Source organism: Salmonella sp. SJTUF15591 (genome assembly GCF_043356435.1).
Lineage (GTDB): Bacteria > Pseudomonadota > Gammaproteobacteria > Enterobacterales > Enterobacteriaceae > Salmonella > Salmonella enterica.
In genome coordinates this window covers 622,889-639,681 of record NZ_JBEUJO010000001.1, presented here as the reverse complement: position 1 = coordinate 639,681, position 16,793 = coordinate 622,889, and the positions used below count along the sequence as shown (strand labels likewise).

Here is a 16,793-nt window from a genome sequence, read left to right as displayed (position 1 = left end):
GCGGACGCAGGGATAAACCGTAATTGAGGAGTAAGGTCCATGGCCGTACAACAGAATAAACCAACCCGTTCCAAACGTGGCATGCGTCGTTCCCATGACGCTCTGACCGCAGTCACCAGCCTGTCTGTAGACAAAACTTCTGGTGAAAAACACCTGCGTCACCACATCACTGCCGACGGTTACTACCGCGGCCGTAAGGTCATCGCTAAGTAATCGCGCGATACTCGATGCCTTTTGCATCACAGGCGTGCCTGTGGTGTAAAAGCCGAAGAGTACAAGCGTGATAAAGCTTAGTGAGGATTTCTCCGCGTAAGCGGAGAACACCGAACCAGGCAGCGACGATACCTTGACACGTCTAACCCTGGCGTTAGATGTCATGGGGGGCGATTTTGGTCCTTCCGTGACGGTGCCTGCAGCATTGCAGGCACTGAACGCTAATTCGCAGCTCACTCTTCTTTTAGTCGGGAATCCCGATATTATCACGCCATTACTTGCCAAAGCTGACTTTGAACAACGTTCGCGTCTGCAGATTATCCCTGCACAGTCAGTTATTGCCAGTGATGCCCGGCCTTCGCAGGCGATCCGCGCCAGTCGCGGGACATCCATGCGTGTGGCCCTGGAGCTTGTGAAAGAAGGCCGAGCCGAAGCTTGCGTTAGCGCCGGTAATACCGGGGCGCTGATGGGGCTGGCGAAATTATTACTCAAGCCTCTTGAGGGGATTGAGCGTCCGGCGTTGGTGACGGTATTACCGCACCAGCAAAAGGGCAAAACGGTAGTGCTTGATTTGGGTGCCAACGTCGACTGTGACAGTACCATGCTGGTGCAGTTTGCCGTGATGGGCGCCGTTTTGGCGGAAGAGGTCGTCGGGATCAAAAATCCCCGCGTGGCGCTACTCAATATCGGGGAAGAAGAAACCAAAGGCCTCGACAGTATTCGCGAAGCCTCTTTAATGTTAAAAACAGTCCCAACCATCAATTACATCGGCTACCTTGAGGCGAATGAGTTACTGACGGGAAAAACCGATGTACTGGTGTGTGACGGCTTTACAGGCAATGTCACACTTAAAACGATGGAGGGAGTTGTCAGAATGTTCCTTTCACTGCTGAAATCACAGGGCGAGGGGAAAAAACGGTCGTGGTGGCTGCTGTTATTAAAACGTTGGTTACAAAAAAGCCTGACGAGGCGATTCAGTCACCTCAACCCCGACCAGTATAATGGCGCCTGTCTGTTAGGATTGCGCGGCACGGTGATAAAAAGTCATGGTGCGGCCAATCAGCGAGCATTTGCAGTCGCGATTGAACAGGCAGTGCAGGCGGTGCAGCGACAAGTTCCTCAGCGAATTGCCGCTCGCCTGGAATCTGTATACCCAGCCGGATTTGAACCGCTGGACGATGGCAAAGGCGTAAACCTGCGGGCGCACAGATAATATCGCTGTCTCCCCGGCGCCGCCAGCGTGCCAGACGTTTACAGGTAACGGTATATAACCGAAAAGTGACTGAGCGTACATGTATACGAAGATTATTGGTACTGGCAGCTATCTGCCCGAACAAGTGCGGACTAACGCCGATCTGGAAAAAATGGTTGAGACCTCTGACGAGTGGATTGTCACTCGTACAGGTATTCGTGAACGCCATATCGCCGCGCCGAATGAAACTGTCGCGACGATGGGCTTTACCGCTGCGAATCGCGCGATTGAGATGGCGGGGATCGATAAAGACCAAATTGGCTTGATTGTGGTGGCTACCACATCAGCAACGCATGCATTTCCAAGCGCGGCATGTCAGATTCAAAGTATGCTCGGTATTAAAGGTTGCCCGGCGTTTGATGTCGCGGCAGCGTGCGCAGGTTTCACCTACGCGTTAAGCATCGCCGACCAGTACGTTAAATCCGGCGCGGTTAAACACGCGCTGGTGGTCGGTTCCGATGTATTAGCCCGCACTTGCGATCCTGGCGATCGCGGTACGATCATTATTTTCGGCGATGGCGCAGGCGCGGCCGTACTGAGCGCTTCTGAAGAACCGGGTATTATCTCCACTCATCTTCATGCCGATGGCCGTTACGGTGAATTACTGACCCTGCCGAATGCCGATCGCGTAAATCCGGATAACCCGATTTACCTGACGATGGCGGGCAATGAAGTCTTTAAAGTGGCGGTCACTGAACTGGCGCATATTGTCGATGAGACGCTGGCGGCTAATAACCTGGATCGCTCAGAACTCGATTGGCTGGTGCCGCATCAGGCTAACCTGCGTATCATTAGCGCGACAGCGAAAAAACTCGGCATGTCGATGGACAATGTCGTCGTCACGCTGGACAGGCACGGCAATACCTCCGCGGCTTCTGTGCCGTGCGCGCTGGATGAAGCCGTGCGTGACGGGCGAATTAAAGCCGGTCAGCTGGTATTGCTTGAAGCCTTCGGGGGTGGATTCACCTGGGGCTCCGCGCTGATTCGTTTCTAGTATAAGGATTTAAACATGACGCAATTTGCATTTGTGTTCCCCGGTCAGGGTTCTCAGAGCGTTGGGATGTTGGCCGAAATGGCGGCAAATTACCCTATCGTAGAAGAAACGTTTGCTGAAGCTTCTGCGGCTCTGGGATATGATCTGTGGGCGCTCACCCAGCAAGGTCCAGCGGAAGAACTGAATAAAACCTGGCAGACGCAGCCGGCGTTATTAACCGCTTCCGTCGCGCTTTGGCGCGTTTGGCAGCAGCAGGGCGGTAAAATGCCTGCGTTAATGGCAGGTCACAGCCTGGGCGAATATTCCGCGCTGGTTTGCGCTGGCGTCATCAACTTTGCTGATGCCGTTCGTCTGGTGGAAATGCGTGGTAAATTCATGCAGGAAGCGGTTCCGGAAGGTACTGGCGGCATGTCTGCGATCATCGGTCTGGATGATGCCTCTATTGCTAAAGCCTGTGAAGAATCTGCCGAAGGGCAGGTTGTATCGCCGGTTAACTTTAACTCGCCGGGACAGGTGGTTATCGCCGGGCATAAAGAGGCGGTAGAACGCGCGGGCGCAGCCTGTAAAGCCGCTGGCGCGAAACGCGCGCTGCCGCTGCCGGTGAGCGTACCGTCGCACTGCGCGCTGATGAAACCAGCGGCAGATAAGCTGGCGGTTGAATTAGCCAAAATTACCTTTAACGCGCCAACGGTGCCGGTAGTAAACAACGTTGACGTGAAATGTGAAACCGATGCCGCCGCTATCCGCGATGCGCTGGTTCGCCAGTTGTACAATCCGGTACAGTGGACGAAGAGCGTGGAATTTATCGCGGCGCAGGGCGTTGAACATCTTTATGAAGTGGGTCCAGGTAAAGTCCTCACTGGTCTGACGAAACGTATTGTCGACACCCTGACAGCGTCGGCGCTGAACGAGCCGGCGGCGCTGTCTGCGGCACTTACGCAATAAAAGAGGAAAACCATGAGCTTTGAAGGAAAGATTGCGCTGGTGACTGGTGCAAGCCGTGGCATAGGCCGCGCAATTGCAGAGACTCTCGTTGCCCGCGGCGCGAAAGTTATCGGGACTGCGACCAGTGAAAATGGTGCGAAGAACATTAGCGACTATTTAGGTGCTAACGGGAAAGGTTTGATGTTGAATGTGACCGATCCTGCATCTATTGAATCTGTTCTGGAAAATATTCGCGCAGAATTTGGTGAAGTGGATATCCTGGTTAATAATGCCGGTATCACTCGTGATAATCTGTTGATGCGAATGAAAGATGATGAGTGGAACGATATTATCGAAACCAACTTATCATCCGTTTTCCGCCTGTCAAAAGCGGTAATGCGCGCTATGATGAAAAAGCGTTGTGGTCGCATTATCACTATTGGTTCTGTGGTTGGTACCATGGGAAATGCAGGTCAGGCAAACTACGCTGCGGCGAAAGCGGGCCTGATCGGTTTCAGTAAATCACTGGCGCGTGAAGTTGCGTCCCGTGGTATTACTGTCAATGTTGTGGCTCCGGGTTTTATTGAAACGGACATGACGCGTGCGCTGTCTGACGATCAGCGTGCGGGTATCCTGGCGCAGGTGCCTGCGGGTCGCCTCGGCGGCGCTCAGGAAATCGCCAGTGCAGTTGCATTTTTAGCCTCTGACGAAGCGAGTTACATCACTGGTGAGACTCTGCACGTCAACGGCGGAATGTACATGGTTTAATCACGATTGAAAAATATTTGCGTTATTAGGGCGAAAGGCCGCAAAATAACGTAAAATCGTGGTAAGACCTGCCGGGATTTAGTTGCAAATTTTTCAACATTTTATACACTACGAAAACCATCGCGAAAGCGAGTTTTGATAGGAAATTTAAGAGTATGAGCACTATCGAAGAACGCGTTAAGAAAATTATCGGCGAACAGCTGGGCGTTAAGCAGGAAGAAGTAACCAACAATGCTTCTTTCGTTGAAGACCTGGGCGCAGATTCTCTTGACACCGTTGAGCTGGTAATGGCTCTGGAAGAAGAGTTTGATACTGAGATTCCGGACGAAGAAGCTGAGAAAATCACCACCGTTCAGGCTGCCATTGATTACATCAACGGCCACCAGGCGTAAGTGAACATCTCCAGGCGGTCGTTCGACCGCCTGAGTTTTATCTTTTTGTCCCACTAGAATCATTTTCCCTCCCTGGAGGACAACCGTGTCTAAGCGTCGTGTAGTTGTGACCGGACTGGGCATGTTGTCTCCTGTCGGCAATACCGTAGAGTCTACCTGGAAAGCTCTCCTTGCCGGTCAGAGTGGCATCAGCCTGATCGACCATTTCGATACTAGCGCCTATGCAACGAAATTTGCTGGCTTAGTAAAGGATTTTAACTGTGATGACATTATCTCGCGCAAAGAACAGCGCAAGATGGATGCCTTCATTCAATATGGAATTGTCGCTGGCGTACAGGCCATGCAGGATTCTGGCCTTGAAGTGACGGAAGAGAACGCAAGCCGTATTGGCGCCGCTATCGGCTCCGGTATCGGTGGTCTCGGTCTGATCGAAGAAAACCACAGTTCGCTGGTAAAAGGCGGACCGCGTAAGATTAGCCCGTTCTTTGTCCCGTCGACGATTGTTAACATGGTAGCAGGCCATCTGACTATCATGTATGGCCTGCGTGGGCCAAGCATCTCTATTGCGACTGCCTGTACTTCAGGCGTGCATAACATCGGCCATGCCGCGCGTATCATCGCCTATGGTGATGCGGACGCGATGGTGGCAGGTGGCGCAGAAAAAGCCAGTACGCCGCTGGGCGTAGGTGGTTTTGGCGCAGCGCGCGCGCTGTCGACCCGCAACGATAACCCACAGGCGGCGAGCCGTCCGTGGGATAAAGAACGCGATGGTTTTGTACTGGGCGACGGTGCCGGTATGTTGGTGCTTGAAGAGTACGAACATGCGAAAGCGCGTGGTGCGAAAATCTATGCTGAAATCGTCGGCTTTGGTATGAGCAGCGATGCTTACCATATGACGTCGCCGCCGGAAAATGGCGCAGGCGCTGCGCTGGCGATGGTTAACGCGTTGCGTGATGCCGCGATTGAGCCTGCTCAGATTGGCTACGTCAACGCGCACGGCACGTCGACGCCTGCCGGCGACAAAGCTGAGACGCAGGCGGTTAAGTCAGTCTTTGGCGATGCCGCAAGCCGAGTGATGGTGAGCTCGACCAAATCGATGACCGGCCATCTGTTGGGCGCCGCAGGCGCAGTAGAGTCTATTTTCTCTATTCTGGCGCTACGCGATCAGGCCATTCCGCCAACCATTAATCTGGATAACCCGGATGAAGGTTGCGATCTGGACTTCGTGCCGCATGAAGCGCGCCAGGTCAGCGATCTGGAGTACGCTCTGTGTAACTCCTTTGGCTTTGGCGGAACTAACGGTTCCTTGATTTTTAAAAAGATCTAAGTTAAGCCAGAGACAGACATTAATAAAAAGGTCCGCTTGTCGGGCCTTTTTTATCAGGCATATCACCTCTTGTTCTGCGTTATTCATCCTGCCACACTAGCAGGCGACGGATAAGGAGCCACTATGTTTTTAATTAATGGCCATGCGCAGGATCAACTTGCTGTAAGCGACCGGGCGACGCAGTTCGGCGATGGCAGTTTTACGACCGCACGTATTGTTGATGGCAACATTTGCCATCTGGAAGCGCATCTTCAGCGCTTGCAGGTTGCCTGTGAAAAATTACGGATCGCTTTTAGCCATTGGTCGACCCTTCGGCAAGAGATGACAATGTTGGCCACAGGGCATGATTCAGGCGTGTTGAAAGTGATCATTAGCCGTGGTAGCGGCGGCCGGGGATACAGCGCCATGAATTGTCAGGCAGCTACCCGAATCCTCTCCGTTTCTGCTTATCCCGCTTATTATTCTCAGTGGCGTAAGCAAGGCATCACTCTTACCCTTAGTCCCATACCGCTTGGGCGCAATCCTTATCTTGCCGGATTAAAACATCTGAACCGCCTCGAACAGGTGTTGATTCGCTCTCATCTTGAGCAGACGGACGCCGATGAGGCGCTGGTTCTTGACAGCGAGGGATGGGTTACGGAATGCTGTGCGGCTAATTTGTTCTGGCGTACAGGCGACATTGTTTTTACGCCGCGTCTGGATCAGGCCGGGGTGAACGGCATTATGCGACAATTTTGTTTACGCCAACTGGCGCAATCTCCTTTCCAGGTTCTTGAAGTACAGGCGAGAGAGGAGGCAGTCAGGCAGGCGGATGAGATTATCATCTGCAACGCGCTAATGCCGATTATTCCCATACGCGCCTATCACGGGACGTCGTATTCTTCGCGAACACTGTTTCAATTTTTAGCCCCATTTTGTGAGCATCCGAATTAGTTATGAAAAAATTGTCAGGCGTTTTCCTTCTGCTGTTGGTTGTGCTGGGTATTGCCGCGGGCGTGGGGATGTGGAAAGTTCGCCATCTGGCGAACAGCACGTTACTTATTAAAAACGAGACTATCTTTACGCTCAAGGCGGGAACGGGGCGGCTGGCGCTTGGCGACCAGCTTTATGATGAAAAAATCATTAATCGTCCCCGGGTATTTCAGTGGCTGCTGCGCGTGGAGCCTGAGTTATCGCACTTTAAAGCGGGAACTTACCGTTTTACACCCGGGATGACCGTACGGGAGATGCTTGAGTTGCTGGAGAGCGGCAAAGAAGCGCAATTCCCGTTGCGGTTTGTGGAAGGGATGCGCCTTAGCGATTACCTGAAACAGCTACGAGAGGCGCCGTATATTCGCCATACATTGCCGGATGATGACTACGCCACTGTCGCTCAGGCATTAAAGCTTACGCATCCGGAATGGGTAGAAGGGTGGTTCTGGCCCGATACCTGGATGTATACCGCCAACACCAGCGATGTCGCTATTCTCAAGCGAGCGCATCAAAAGATGGTGAAAGCTGTCGATACTGTCTGGAAAGGTCGGGCCGAGGGGCTGCCTTATAAAGATCAGAACCAACTGGTGACAATGGCCTCGATTATTGAAAAAGAGACGGCTGTCGCCAGCGAACGCGATCAGGTGGCCTCAGTCTTTATTAATCGCCTGAGAATCGGTATGCGCCTTCAGACCGATCCCACCGTGATTTACGGGATGGGGACGAGTTATAATGGTAACTTGTCGCGTGCGGATCTGGAAAAGCCGACGGCTTATAACACGTATACCATAACCGGGCTGCCGCCAGGACCGATTGCATCGCCCAGCGAAGCGTCATTGCAGGCGGCGGCGCATCCGGCGAAAACGCCGTATCTCTATTTTGTGGCCGACGGTAAAGGTGGTCACACATTTAACACCAATCTTGCCAGCCATAATCGGTCAGTGCAGGAGTACCTGAAAGTGCTTAAGGAAAAAAATGGGCAGTAATTATATCGTCATCGAGGGCCTGGAAGGCGCCGGAAAAACCACTGCGCGCGACGTGGTGGTGGAGACCCTTGAGCAACTGGGTATTCGTAACATGATTTTTACCCGTGAGCCGGGCGGTACGCAACTTGCCGAAAAACTACGAAGTCTGGTGCTGGATATCCGATCGGTAGGCGACGAAGTGATTACCGATAAAGCGGAAGTGCTGATGTTTTATGCCGCTCGCGTACAGCTCGTCGAAACGGTAATCAAACCCGCGCTGGCGCAAGGCATATGGGTGATCGGCGATCGCCACGATCTCTCGACCCAGGCGTATCAGGGGGGAGGGCGCGGCATTGATCAAACCATGCTGGCGACACTACGCGATGCCGTGCTGGGCGATTTTCGCCCTGACCTGACGCTGTATCTGGATGTCACGCCGGAAGTCGGGCTAAAACGCGCCAGAGCGCGCGGCGATTTGGATCGCATTGAGCAGGAATCTTTTGATTTCTTTAACCGGACTCGCGCGCGCTATCTGGAACTGGCGGCGCAAGACTCGCGTATCCGCACCATTGACGCGACCCAGCCGCTGGATGCCGTCATGCGCGACATTCGCGCCACGGTGACGAAGTGGGTGCAGGAGCAAGCGGCATGAAATGGTATCCATGGTTACGGCCCGCCTATGAAAAACTGGTAGAAAGTTACCAGGCGGGACGTGGGCACCATGCGCTACTGATTCAGGCCTTACCTGGCATGGGCGACGAGGCGCTGTGCTATGCGCTGAGCCGTTATCTGTTATGCCAGCAGCCTGAGGGCCACAAAAGCTGTGGGCATTGCCGTGGCTGTCAGCTTATGCAGGCTGGCACGCATCCGGACTATTACACGCTGACGCCGGATAAAGGCAAAAGTAGCCTCGGCGTAGATGCGGTACGCGAGGTCAGCGAGAAATTGTACGAGCACTCCCGTCTGGGCGGCGCGAAGGTGGTGTGGATTGCGGATGCGGCGCTATTAACCGACGCCGCCGCCAATGCGTTGCTCAAAACGCTGGAAGAGCCGCCGGAGCAAACCTGGTTTTTCCTTGCCAGCCCGGAGCCTGCTCGTCTGTTGGCGACATTACGCAGCCGCTGCCGGCTGCATCATCTGGCGCCGCCGTCCGAATCGTATGCGATGTCATGGCTATCGCGAGAAGTGACGGCGTCACAAGAAGCATTGCTCACGGCGCTACGCCTGAACGCGGGGTCGCCCGGCGCCGCGCTGGCGCTGTTGCAGTCTGAACGCTGGGCGCAGCGTGAGGCGCTGTGTCAGGCGTTAATGGACAGTTTGCATACGGGCGACTGGTATGCGTTATTAACGGCGCTCAATCATGAGCAAGCCCCGGCGCGCTTGCACTGGCTGGCGACGCTGCTGGTAGACGCGCTGAAACGTCAGCACGGCGCGTCGTACCTGACAAACGTTGATGCGGACGCGGTTGTTGCCGCGCTGGCGGGGCCGCTATCCCCGGCGCGTATTCAGGCAATCCTGAACGATGTTTGTCATTGTCGTGATCAATTACTTCATGTGACCGGATTAAACCGCGAACTGGTATTAACCGATCTCATTCTCCGCATCGAGCATTACCTGCAACCAGGCACTTTGTTGCCTGTTCCTCATCTTTGAGAGAGACATTATGTTTTTAGTCGACTCACACTGCCATCTTGATGGTCTGGATTATCAATCTTTGCATAAGGACGTGGACGATGTGCTGGCAAAAGCCGCCGCGCGCGATGTGAAGTTCTGTTTAGCGGTGGCGACGACGCTGCCGGGGTATCGCCATATGCGCGAGCTGGTGGGCAAGCGCGATAATGTGGTCTTTTCCTGTGGCGTGCATCCGTTAAATCAGGATGAAGCATATGACGTAGAAGAACTGCGCCTCCTTGCTGCAGAAGACGATGTGGTGGCGATGGGCGAGACCGGGCTTGATTACTTTTACACGCCTGAGACCAAAATCCGCCAGCAGGCGTCTTTTATTCATCATATCCAGATTGGCCGCGAATTGCATAAACCGGTGATTGTCCATACTCGCGACGCGCGTGCCGATACGCTGGCTATCCTGCGCGAAGAAAAAGTGACGGATTGCGGCGGCGTACTACACTGTTTTACAGAAGACAGAGAAACGGCCGGCAAATTGCTGGATCTGGGGTTTTATATCTCTTTTTCCGGCATCGTAACGTTCCGTAACGCTGAACAGTTGCGTGATGCGGCGCGCTATGTGCCGCTGGATCGGTTGTTAGTCGAGACCGATTCTCCTTATCTGGCGCCGGTGCCGCATCGCGGTAAAGAGAACCAGCCTGCGATGGTACGCGACGTCGCAGAATATATGGCGGTATTGAAAGGGGTTGCCGTTGAAGAACTGGCGCAGATCACCACCGATAACTTTGCTCGCCTGTTCCATATTGACGCGTCTCGCCTGTCATCAATCCGTTAAACGAGTTTTTTTAAAGCTCGTAATTAATAAGCAAAGCGCGTAAAGTTCACCGCCACAAAAGGGGCGGTGAGCGAGCTTATAGAAACATTCGGAAACTCATTTTGGCAGAATGTGATACTTTTTAGGCTATCTGGCGCTGAAACGTGATAGCCGTCAAACAAAATCAGACGTATTTATTTTACTCTGTGTAATAAATAAAAGGGCACTTAGATGTCCTGTCCACGGCGGGGTTCTCCCCCCTCGCCAATGCGTGAGAACGTAGAAAAGCACAAATACTCAGGAGCACTCTCAATTATGTTTAAGAATGCATTTGCTAACCTGCAAAAGGTCGGTAAATCGCTGATGCTGCCGGTATCCGTACTCCCTATCGCAGGTATCCTGCTGGGTGTCGGTTCCGCTAACTTCAGCTGGCTGCCAGCCGTTGTATCGCACGTTATGGCAGAAGCGGGCGGATCTGTTTTTGCCAATATGCCGCTGATTTTCGCTATCGGCGTGGCGTTGGGCTTTACCAACAACGACGGCGTTTCGGCTCTGGCGGCGGTAGTAGCGTATGGCATCATGGTGAAAACCATGGCTGTGGTTGCGCCGCTGGTTCTGCATTTACCTGCTGAAGAGATCGCCGCTAAACACCTTGCTGATACGGGTGTTCTCGGGGGGATTATCTCCGGTGCGATCGCAGCGTATATGTTTAACCGCTTCTACCGTATCAAACTGCCTGAGTATCTGGGCTTCTTTGCGGGCAAACGCTTCGTGCCGATCATTTCGGGTCTGGCCGCTATTTTTACCGGTGTGGTGCTGTCTTTCGTATGGCCGCCAATCGGTACGGCTATCCAGGCGTTCTCGCAGTGGGCGGCTTATCAGAACCCGGTTGTCGCGTTTGGTATTTACGGTTTTATCGAGCGTTGCCTGGTGCCGTTTGGTCTGCATCATATCTGGAACGTTCCTTTCCAGATGCAGATCGGCGAATACACCAACGCAGCGGGTCAGGTATTCCACGGTGACATTCCGCGCTATATGGCGGGCGACCCGACGGCGGGTATGTTGTCTGGCGGCTTCCTGTTCAAAATGTACGGCCTGCCGGCTGCGGCCATTGCTATCTGGCACTCTGCTAAACCGGAAAACCGCGCAAAAGTGGGCGGTATCATGATTTCCGCCGCGCTGACCTCGTTTTTGACGGGTATTACCGAGCCTATCGAGTTCTCCTTCATGTTCGTGGCGCCGATCCTGTACATCATTCACGCGATTCTGGCAGGTCTGGCATTCCCGATCTGTATCCTGCTGGGGATGCGTGATGGTACGTCGTTCTCCCACGGTCTGATCGACTTTATCGTGCTGTCCGGTAACAGCAGCAAATTGTGGCTGTTCCCGATTGTTGGCGCCGGTTATGCGATTGTGTACTACACCGTGTTCCGCGTGCTGATCAAAGCGCTGGATCTGAAAACGCCGGGTCGTGAAGACACTACTGATGACGCAAAAGCGGGCGCGACCAGCGAAATGGCGCCGGCTTTGGTTGCGGCGTTTGGCGGTAAAGAGAACATCACTAACCTGGATGCCTGTATCACGCGTCTGCGCGTGAGCGTAGCCGATGTAGCGAAAGTGGATCAGGCTGGCCTGAAGAAACTGGGCGCGGCAGGCGTTGTCGTCGCGGGTTCCGGCGTTCAGGCTATTTTCGGTACGAAATCCGATAACCTGAAAACGGAAATGGATGAGTACATCCGTAACAGCTAAGCAGTAATGATGTTGGGGAGAATTAAGGCAGCCATTCGGCTGCCTTTTTTAATGGCGCTTTACATGCCGCTCTCCGACAGTCTGTCAGAACTGATAATTGGCGGTGAGGCTGACGTTACGCGGCGCGCCGTAAACAATGGAACCATCAATATTGGTGTCGTAGGTTTTATCAAACAGGTTGTTGATGTTTCCCTGTACGGAGAAATTTTTCGTCACCTGATAGCGGGTAAACAGATCGACCAGCGCATAGCTGCCCTGTTCGGCGCGGAAAGTGCCGTACGGCGTCGTGGTATCTTTGTAAACCCGATTCTGCCAGTTCACGCCGCCGCCGACCGTCAGCTCCGGTATCGCCGGCAGACGATAGCGGGTGAATAACTTCACGCTGGTGCGCGGAAGATTAGGGTTCACGGCGTTACCTTCATTGTCCTCGGCAACATACCGGGTAGCCCCGAAAGTCATCTGCCAGTTATCGGTAATTGCGCCGTTTACTTCAAATTCGACGCCTTTGCTCACCGTTCCGTCAGTAGACTTCCAGGCAAACTCCCCATTACTGCCAGGGATGGGAATAGTGGTTGCCTGAGCGACGTTATTCTGCTCAATGCGGAACACGGACAACGTGGTGGTGAGGCGGCTGTTCATCCAGTCGGACTTCAGACCCGCTTCATAGTTATTACCGGTAATCGGAGCCAGATATTGACCCGCTTTGTCGCGTTTATTCTGCGGCTGAAAGATAGAGGTATAACTGGCATAAGCGGACCAGTTGTCGTTGATATCATAAATCAGCCCGGCATACGGCGTGGTATGGTTTTTCTCCATGCTGTAGGTCAGTGTATCAACACGCCAGTTGGTATAACGAGCGCCAAGAATCAGATGCAGCGGGTCGGCCAGCGAAATGCGCGTAGCGGCATACAGCGATTTCATATGCGTGGTATCGTCCTGCGCCAGATTTTGTGGCGCCCAGTGGGTTTGGGGGAAATTACCGTTAAAGGCGCTGAAGTTGCCAATGTCGTCCGGAAAGACGTTCGCCCAGGCGCTAAAATAGCGGTTATTCTGTTTACTATAACTGCCGCCAAACATCATATTGTGCTGACGGCCAAACAGCTCATAAGCGCCATCGGCAAAGAGATCTATGGCATCTACTTTGCGCTTGCCGCTGTTCCAGCCAGTACCGCCGACCACGGGGTAGCTTGCGCCATAAGGACTCACCAGCGTACCTGTCTCTTTATCGACTAACGCATCGATATACATCATTTTACTGTCGAATTTGACCTCAGTATGGGTCGCATTCAGAGTCGCCTGCCAGCTTTCGGCAAAACGCTGTTTAAGCGTGACGAAGAATTTATTTATCTCTTTGTTGTTATAAGCCCAGTCCGGGGCGGTACTACGCGCGCGGTCATAGCTATTTTTGCTGCCATCGGTGTTCCAGCGCGGCAGACCGCCCCAGGTCGGGCTGTTGACATCAATTTTTTGATATTCATAACCGGCTGAAAGGCTGGTAGTTGCACCCAGATCGGCATCGACAATTCCGGAAAAGAACGCTTTCTCACTGTTATAGCGGTCCAGCCAGGAATCATTATTCTGATAACCCGCCACGATGCGCCCACGGACATTGCCGTCCGCGGTGAGCGGACTTTGCAGATCCATGACGTAACGCTGCTTATTCCAGCTACCGTATTCTGTGGAGACGTTACCTTTGAACTCCCGACTGGTGGCGTGTTTACGGATCATATTAATTGAGGCAGAAGGATTGCCGGTTCCGGTCATCAGCCCATTCGCGCCGCGAACCACCTCCACGCGCTCATACAGCGCGGTATCCGTTAGCGCATCGCCCAGATTCCAGCGGGACTCAAAATACGTTGGAATACCGTCAACCATATAGTTGTCAATTTCAAACCCGCGCGAGTAATAGCTGATGCGATCGGAGTCAGCCTGGCTTCCACTGATTCCCAGCGTATTGGTCATCACCTCGCCCAGGGTTTGCAACTGCTGGTCTTCCATACGCTGTTGGCTGACAATACTGACCGACTGCGGGATATCGCGCTGAGTCATCGGCATTTTGGTGCCCGCTGCGGTCGTTTTCACGCTGTAATCCTGTTCTTCGCGGTTTACGGCGTCAGCGGTCGTCGCGCCTTCGACAATAACGGTATCCTCAGCCGCGAAGGCGGCAGGCATAAATGCCATCGCCATACCCATAGCTAACAGCGACGGTGCGGCGGTGGACGGAAGGTGTTTGTCCCGGCGGTATTGAATGAAAGACATCTGAAAATCCTTGCTTGTTATTGGGGTAAGTTCAGGACGTATGACGTTGAACCTTTTCATTCTTTGCTAGTTAATGCGCATAAAAATGCAAATGAGAAATATACGCATTTGTATTAAATGTGTAAAACGGTATAACCAAGGAAACTAGAAATATTTTTTAAGCGTACAAAGGCGTCATGGCAGGGGGATATGGCGGTAAGTCCAGCATGTAGTCATTTTTCGCTTAATAAATCGTGGGTTAAAGTTGAAAGAGCGTCGGTAACTCGCTCATACTCTATACTCGCAGTATGGCTCGGCGTAGCATGTGCGCTGCAAGGGCTATTATGAAAAAGGAAAACGTCGTGGCAGAAGAAACTATATTCAGCAAAATTATTCGTCGTGAAATCCCTTCGGATATCGTTTATCAGGATGAGCTGGTCACCGCCTTTCGTGATATTTCACCGCAGGCGCCGACGCATATCTTGATTATTCCCAATATCCTGATCCCAACCGTCAATGACGTGACGGCGGAACATGAACAGGCGTTAGGTCGGATGATCACCGTGGCGGCGAAAATCGCCGAACAAGAAGGCATTGCCGAAGATGGGTATCGTTTAATCATGAATACCAACCGTCATGGGGGCCAGGAGGTTTATCATATCCATATGCACCTACTGGGCGGCCGCCCGCTAGGCCCGATGCTGGCGCATAAAGGCTTGTAAGTATGATCAAAGGATGCATCGCGGTTTCTCTGGGCTTGCTGCTGCTTACCGGCTGCCGGTCACACCCTGAAATTCCGGTAAGCGACGCGCAGTCGCTGGTGATGGAGTCCACGGTTCTGGCGGCGGGCGTCACCGCAGAGCCGCCTGAACTGACGGCGTCTGATATCCAGCCATCAGCCTCTTCCCGCGTCTATAACGAAAGGCAAGAGCCCATAACCGTTCATTATCGGTTTTACTGGTATGACGCGCGGGGGCTGGAGATGCATCCGCTGGAGGCGCCGCGTAGCGTAACCATACCCGCGCGTTCGTCGGTAACGCTATTTGGCAGCGCCAATTATCTGGGGGCGCATAAGGTCAGGCTTTATCTTTATTTGTGAGGAGTGAATTTTGATGACAAAAATGCATCGCTACGCTGCCATTGCTGCGCTGGCGATATTTCTCTCCGGGTGTATGGCGCAACGTCAACCTGCGCCAGTTGAAGAGGTAAAACCAGCGCCAGAACAACCCGCGCAGCCACCACAGCCTCCTGTTGTGCCGTCTGTGCCAACCATTCCACAGCAACCGGGGCCGATCGAACATGAAGATCAAACGGGCCAGCCAGCGCCTAAGGTGCGCCACTATGACTGGAACGGCGCGATGCAACCGCTGGTCAGCAAAATGTTGCAGGCTGATGGCGTGACGGCCGGAAGCGTATTGCTTGTCGACAGCGTGAATAACCGGACGAATGGGTCGTTAAATGCGAACGAGGCAACGGAAACGTTACGTAATGCGCTGGCAAACAACGGTAAATTTACGCTGGTCTCCGTACAGCAACTCGCGATGGCAAAACAGCAGTTAGGGTTGTCTCCGCAGGATAGTCTGGGAACGCGCAGTAAAGCTATTGGCATTGCGCGCAATGTCGGGGCGCAATATGTACTTTACTCCAGCGCATCCGGTAACGTTAACGCGCCTGCATTACAGATGCAGTTAATGCTGGTGCAAACTGGCGAGATAATCTGGTCAGGTAAAGGTGCGGTCCAACAACAATAATCCCTTAACGCGCGACGAGATCCTGTCGCGCTATTTTCCCCAGTATCGTCCCGCCGTCGCCGCATCGCAGGGGCTAAGCGGCGGGAGCTGTATTATTGCTCACGATACTCACCGTATCGTGCTGCGCCGTCATCACGACCCCGACGCTCCACCAGCCCATTTTTTACGTCATCACCGCGCCTTATCCCAATTGCCGGCCAGTCTGGCGCCGCGAGCGCTTTTTTATACGCCGGGCTGGATGGCGGTAGAATATCTGCATGGTGTAGTAAATTCCGCTCTGCCAGATGCCGACGAACTGGCGGCCTTACTGTATCATTTGCATCAACAGCCGCGTTTTGGCTGGCGTATCGCGCTATCGCCACTATTGGCGCAGTACTGGTCGTGTTGCGATCCGGCAAGGCGTACGCCGTTTTGGTTGCGGCGGCTCAAACAGTTGCAAAAAAACGGTGAACCTCGCCCGCTGCGGCTCGCGCCTTTGCATATGGATGTCCATGGCGACAATATAGTATTAACGTCCGCCGGGTTGAGACTGATTGACTGGGAGTATGCCGGCGACGGCGATATTGCGTTGGAGCTGGCGGCAGTATGGGTTGAGGATGAACGCCAGCACCGACAACTGGCAGACGCTTATGCAGCGCGCGCGCGAATCGACGCCCGGCAGCTATGGCGACAGATACGATTATGGCACCCCTGGGTCATTATGCTAAAAGCAGGGTGGTTCGAATACCGCTGGCGACAAACCGGCGAGCAACAATTTATCAGGCTGGCCGATGAAACCTGGCGCCAGCTACGTATGAAAGGATAAGGA

The 16,793-nt window shown here is 53.5% G+C and carries 18 protein-coding genes; 17 read left to right on the top strand and 1 reads right to left on the bottom strand.

What is annotated here, in order from left to right; translation table 11 throughout:
* Window positions 1-39: 39 nt before the first annotated feature.
* The 13 genes from rpmF to ptsG all read left to right on the top strand — a co-directional run bounded on the left by rpmF (window position 40) and on the right by ptsG (window position 11,996).
* On the top strand, window positions 40-213 hold the full coding sequence (gene rpmF, locus ABVM99_RS03240; RefSeq protein ID WP_000290727.1) for a 50S ribosomal protein L32: 174 nt from the start codon (window positions 40-42) through the stop codon (window positions 211-213).
* 133 nt (window positions 214-346) lie between these two features.
* Window positions 347-1,426 carry a phosphate acyltransferase PlsX gene (gene plsX / locus ABVM99_RS03235; RefSeq protein ID WP_001518286.1) on the top strand — a complete coding sequence of 360 codons (1,080 nt, stop codon included), beginning with the start codon at window positions 347-349 and terminating at the stop codon, window positions 1,424-1,426.
* Between the two features lie 79 nt (window positions 1,427-1,505).
* Complete coding sequence (gene fabH / locus ABVM99_RS03230) at window positions 1,506-2,459, top strand: beta-ketoacyl-ACP synthase III (RefSeq protein WP_000288148.1); 954 nt, start codon at window positions 1,506-1,508, stop codon at window positions 2,457-2,459.
* Between the two features lie 15 nt (window positions 2,460-2,474).
* A complete protein-coding gene (gene fabD / locus ABVM99_RS03225) occupies window positions 2,475-3,404 on the top strand; it encodes an ACP S-malonyltransferase (protein ID WP_001529843.1) in 930 nt (309 codons plus the stop codon).
* Window positions 3,405-3,416: 12 nt separating this feature from the next.
* Window positions 3,417-4,151 carry a 3-oxoacyl-ACP reductase FabG gene (gene fabG, locus ABVM99_RS03220; RefSeq protein ID WP_000007236.1) on the top strand — a complete coding sequence of 245 codons (735 nt, stop codon included), beginning with the start codon at window positions 3,417-3,419 and terminating at the stop codon, window positions 4,149-4,151.
* 155 nt (window positions 4,152-4,306) lie between these two features.
* Entirely contained in the window at window positions 4,307-4,543 is a 237-nt protein-coding gene (gene acpP, locus ABVM99_RS03215) for an acyl carrier protein (protein WP_000103754.1), read from the top strand.
* Between the two features lie 85 nt (window positions 4,544-4,628).
* The gene (gene fabF, locus ABVM99_RS03210; protein WP_000044664.1) at window positions 4,629-5,870 is read left to right on the top strand and encodes a beta-ketoacyl-ACP synthase II; all 1,242 of its coding nucleotides are present in this window, start codon (window positions 4,629-4,631) and stop codon (window positions 5,868-5,870) included.
* Between the two features lie 123 nt (window positions 5,871-5,993).
* On the top strand, window positions 5,994-6,803 hold the full coding sequence (gene pabC, locus ABVM99_RS03205) for an aminodeoxychorismate lyase (protein ID WP_000478660.1): 810 nt from the start codon (window positions 5,994-5,996) through the stop codon (window positions 6,801-6,803).
* 2 nt (window positions 6,804-6,805) lie between these two features.
* A complete protein-coding gene (yceG, locus tag ABVM99_RS03200; RefSeq protein WP_023195188.1) occupies window positions 6,806-7,828 on the top strand; it encodes a cell division protein YceG in 1,023 nt (340 codons plus the stop codon).
* Complete coding sequence (gene tmk, locus ABVM99_RS03195) at window positions 7,818-8,459, top strand: dTMP kinase (protein WP_000535396.1); 642 nt, start codon at window positions 7,818-7,820, stop codon at window positions 8,457-8,459. The genes yceG and tmk overlap by 11 nt, the downstream gene beginning before the upstream one ends.
* Window positions 8,456-9,460 carry a DNA polymerase III subunit delta' gene (gene holB / locus ABVM99_RS03190; RefSeq protein ID WP_000872450.1) on the top strand — a complete coding sequence of 335 codons (1,005 nt, stop codon included), beginning with the start codon at window positions 8,456-8,458 and terminating at the stop codon, window positions 9,458-9,460. The genes tmk and holB overlap by 4 nt, the downstream gene beginning before the upstream one ends.
* A 10-nt stretch (window positions 9,461-9,470) precedes the next feature.
* A complete protein-coding gene (locus ABVM99_RS03185) occupies window positions 9,471-10,268 on the top strand; it encodes a metal-dependent hydrolase (protein WP_000480268.1) in 798 nt (265 codons plus the stop codon).
* A gap of 294 nt (window positions 10,269-10,562) precedes the next feature.
* A complete protein-coding gene (ptsG, locus tag ABVM99_RS03180) occupies window positions 10,563-11,996 on the top strand; it encodes a PTS glucose transporter subunit IIBC (RefSeq protein WP_000475705.1) in 1,434 nt (477 codons plus the stop codon).
* 84 nt (window positions 11,997-12,080) lie between these two features.
* On the opposite strand, the gene fhuE is transcribed toward ptsG, so the two are convergent.
* Window positions 12,081-14,255, bottom strand: coding sequence for a ferric-rhodotorulic acid/ferric-coprogen receptor FhuE (fhuE, locus tag ABVM99_RS03175; protein WP_020839417.1), 2,175 nt, complete (start codon window positions 14,253-14,255; stop codon window positions 12,081-12,083).
* A gap of 341 nt (window positions 14,256-14,596) precedes the next feature.
* On the opposite strand from fhuE, the gene hinT reads away from it, so the two are divergent.
* From hinT to thiK, 4 genes are read left to right on the top strand one after another with little or no spacing between them, the layout of a single operon-like run.
* On the top strand, window positions 14,597-14,956 hold the full coding sequence (gene hinT, locus ABVM99_RS03170) for a purine nucleoside phosphoramidase (RefSeq protein ID WP_001532068.1): 360 nt from the start codon (window positions 14,597-14,599) through the stop codon (window positions 14,954-14,956).
* Window positions 14,957-14,958: 2 nt separating this feature from the next.
* Complete coding sequence (locus ABVM99_RS03165) at window positions 14,959-15,333, top strand: YcfL family protein (RefSeq protein ID WP_000589563.1); 375 nt, start codon at window positions 14,959-14,961, stop codon at window positions 15,331-15,333.
* Between the two features lie 13 nt (window positions 15,334-15,346).
* Entirely contained in the window at window positions 15,347-15,985 is a 639-nt protein-coding gene (gene lpoB / locus ABVM99_RS03160) for a penicillin-binding protein activator LpoB (protein ID WP_000164355.1), read from the top strand.
* A complete protein-coding gene (thiK, locus tag ABVM99_RS03155) occupies window positions 15,966-16,790 on the top strand; it encodes a thiamine kinase (RefSeq protein WP_001257320.1) in 825 nt (274 codons plus the stop codon). The genes lpoB and thiK overlap by 20 nt, the downstream gene beginning before the upstream one ends.
* Window positions 16,791-16,793: the final 3 nt, after the last annotated feature.

Excerpts from the sequence above, each read along its gene's own strand:
- rpmF (WP_000290727.1), top strand. The coding sequence starts at position 40 with ATGGCCGTACAACAGAATAAACCAACCCGTTCCAAACGTGGCATGCGT.
- fabH (WP_000288148.1), top strand. The coding sequence starts at position 1,506 with ATGTATACGAAGATTATTGGTACTGGCAGCTATCTGCCCGAACAAGTG.
- fabD (WP_001529843.1), top strand. The coding sequence starts at position 2,475 with ATGACGCAATTTGCATTTGTGTTCCCCGGTCAGGGTTCTCAGAGCGTT.
- fabG (WP_000007236.1), top strand. The coding sequence starts at position 3,417 with ATGAGCTTTGAAGGAAAGATTGCGCTGGTGACTGGTGCAAGCCGTGGC.
- acpP (WP_000103754.1), top strand. The coding sequence starts at position 4,307 with ATGAGCACTATCGAAGAACGCGTTAAGAAAATTATCGGCGAACAGCTG.
- pabC (WP_000478660.1), top strand. The coding sequence starts at position 5,994 with ATGTTTTTAATTAATGGCCATGCGCAGGATCAACTTGCTGTAAGCGAC.
- yceG (WP_023195188.1), top strand. The coding sequence starts at position 6,806 with ATGAAAAAATTGTCAGGCGTTTTCCTTCTGCTGTTGGTTGTGCTGGGT.
- tmk (WP_000535396.1), top strand. The coding sequence starts at position 7,818 with ATGGGCAGTAATTATATCGTCATCGAGGGCCTGGAAGGCGCCGGAAAA.
- holB (WP_000872450.1), top strand. The coding sequence starts at position 8,456 with ATGAAATGGTATCCATGGTTACGGCCCGCCTATGAAAAACTGGTAGAA.
- ABVM99_RS03185 (WP_000480268.1), top strand. The coding sequence starts at position 9,471 with ATGTTTTTAGTCGACTCACACTGCCATCTTGATGGTCTGGATTATCAA.
- ptsG (WP_000475705.1), top strand. The coding sequence starts at position 10,563 with ATGTTTAAGAATGCATTTGCTAACCTGCAAAAGGTCGGTAAATCGCTG.
- fhuE (WP_020839417.1), bottom strand. The coding sequence starts at position 14,255 with ATGTCTTTCATTCAATACCGCCGGGACAAACACCTTCCGTCCACCGCC.
- ABVM99_RS03165 (WP_000589563.1), top strand. The coding sequence starts at position 14,959 with ATGATCAAAGGATGCATCGCGGTTTCTCTGGGCTTGCTGCTGCTTACC.
- lpoB (WP_000164355.1), top strand. The coding sequence starts at position 15,347 with ATGACAAAAATGCATCGCTACGCTGCCATTGCTGCGCTGGCGATATTT.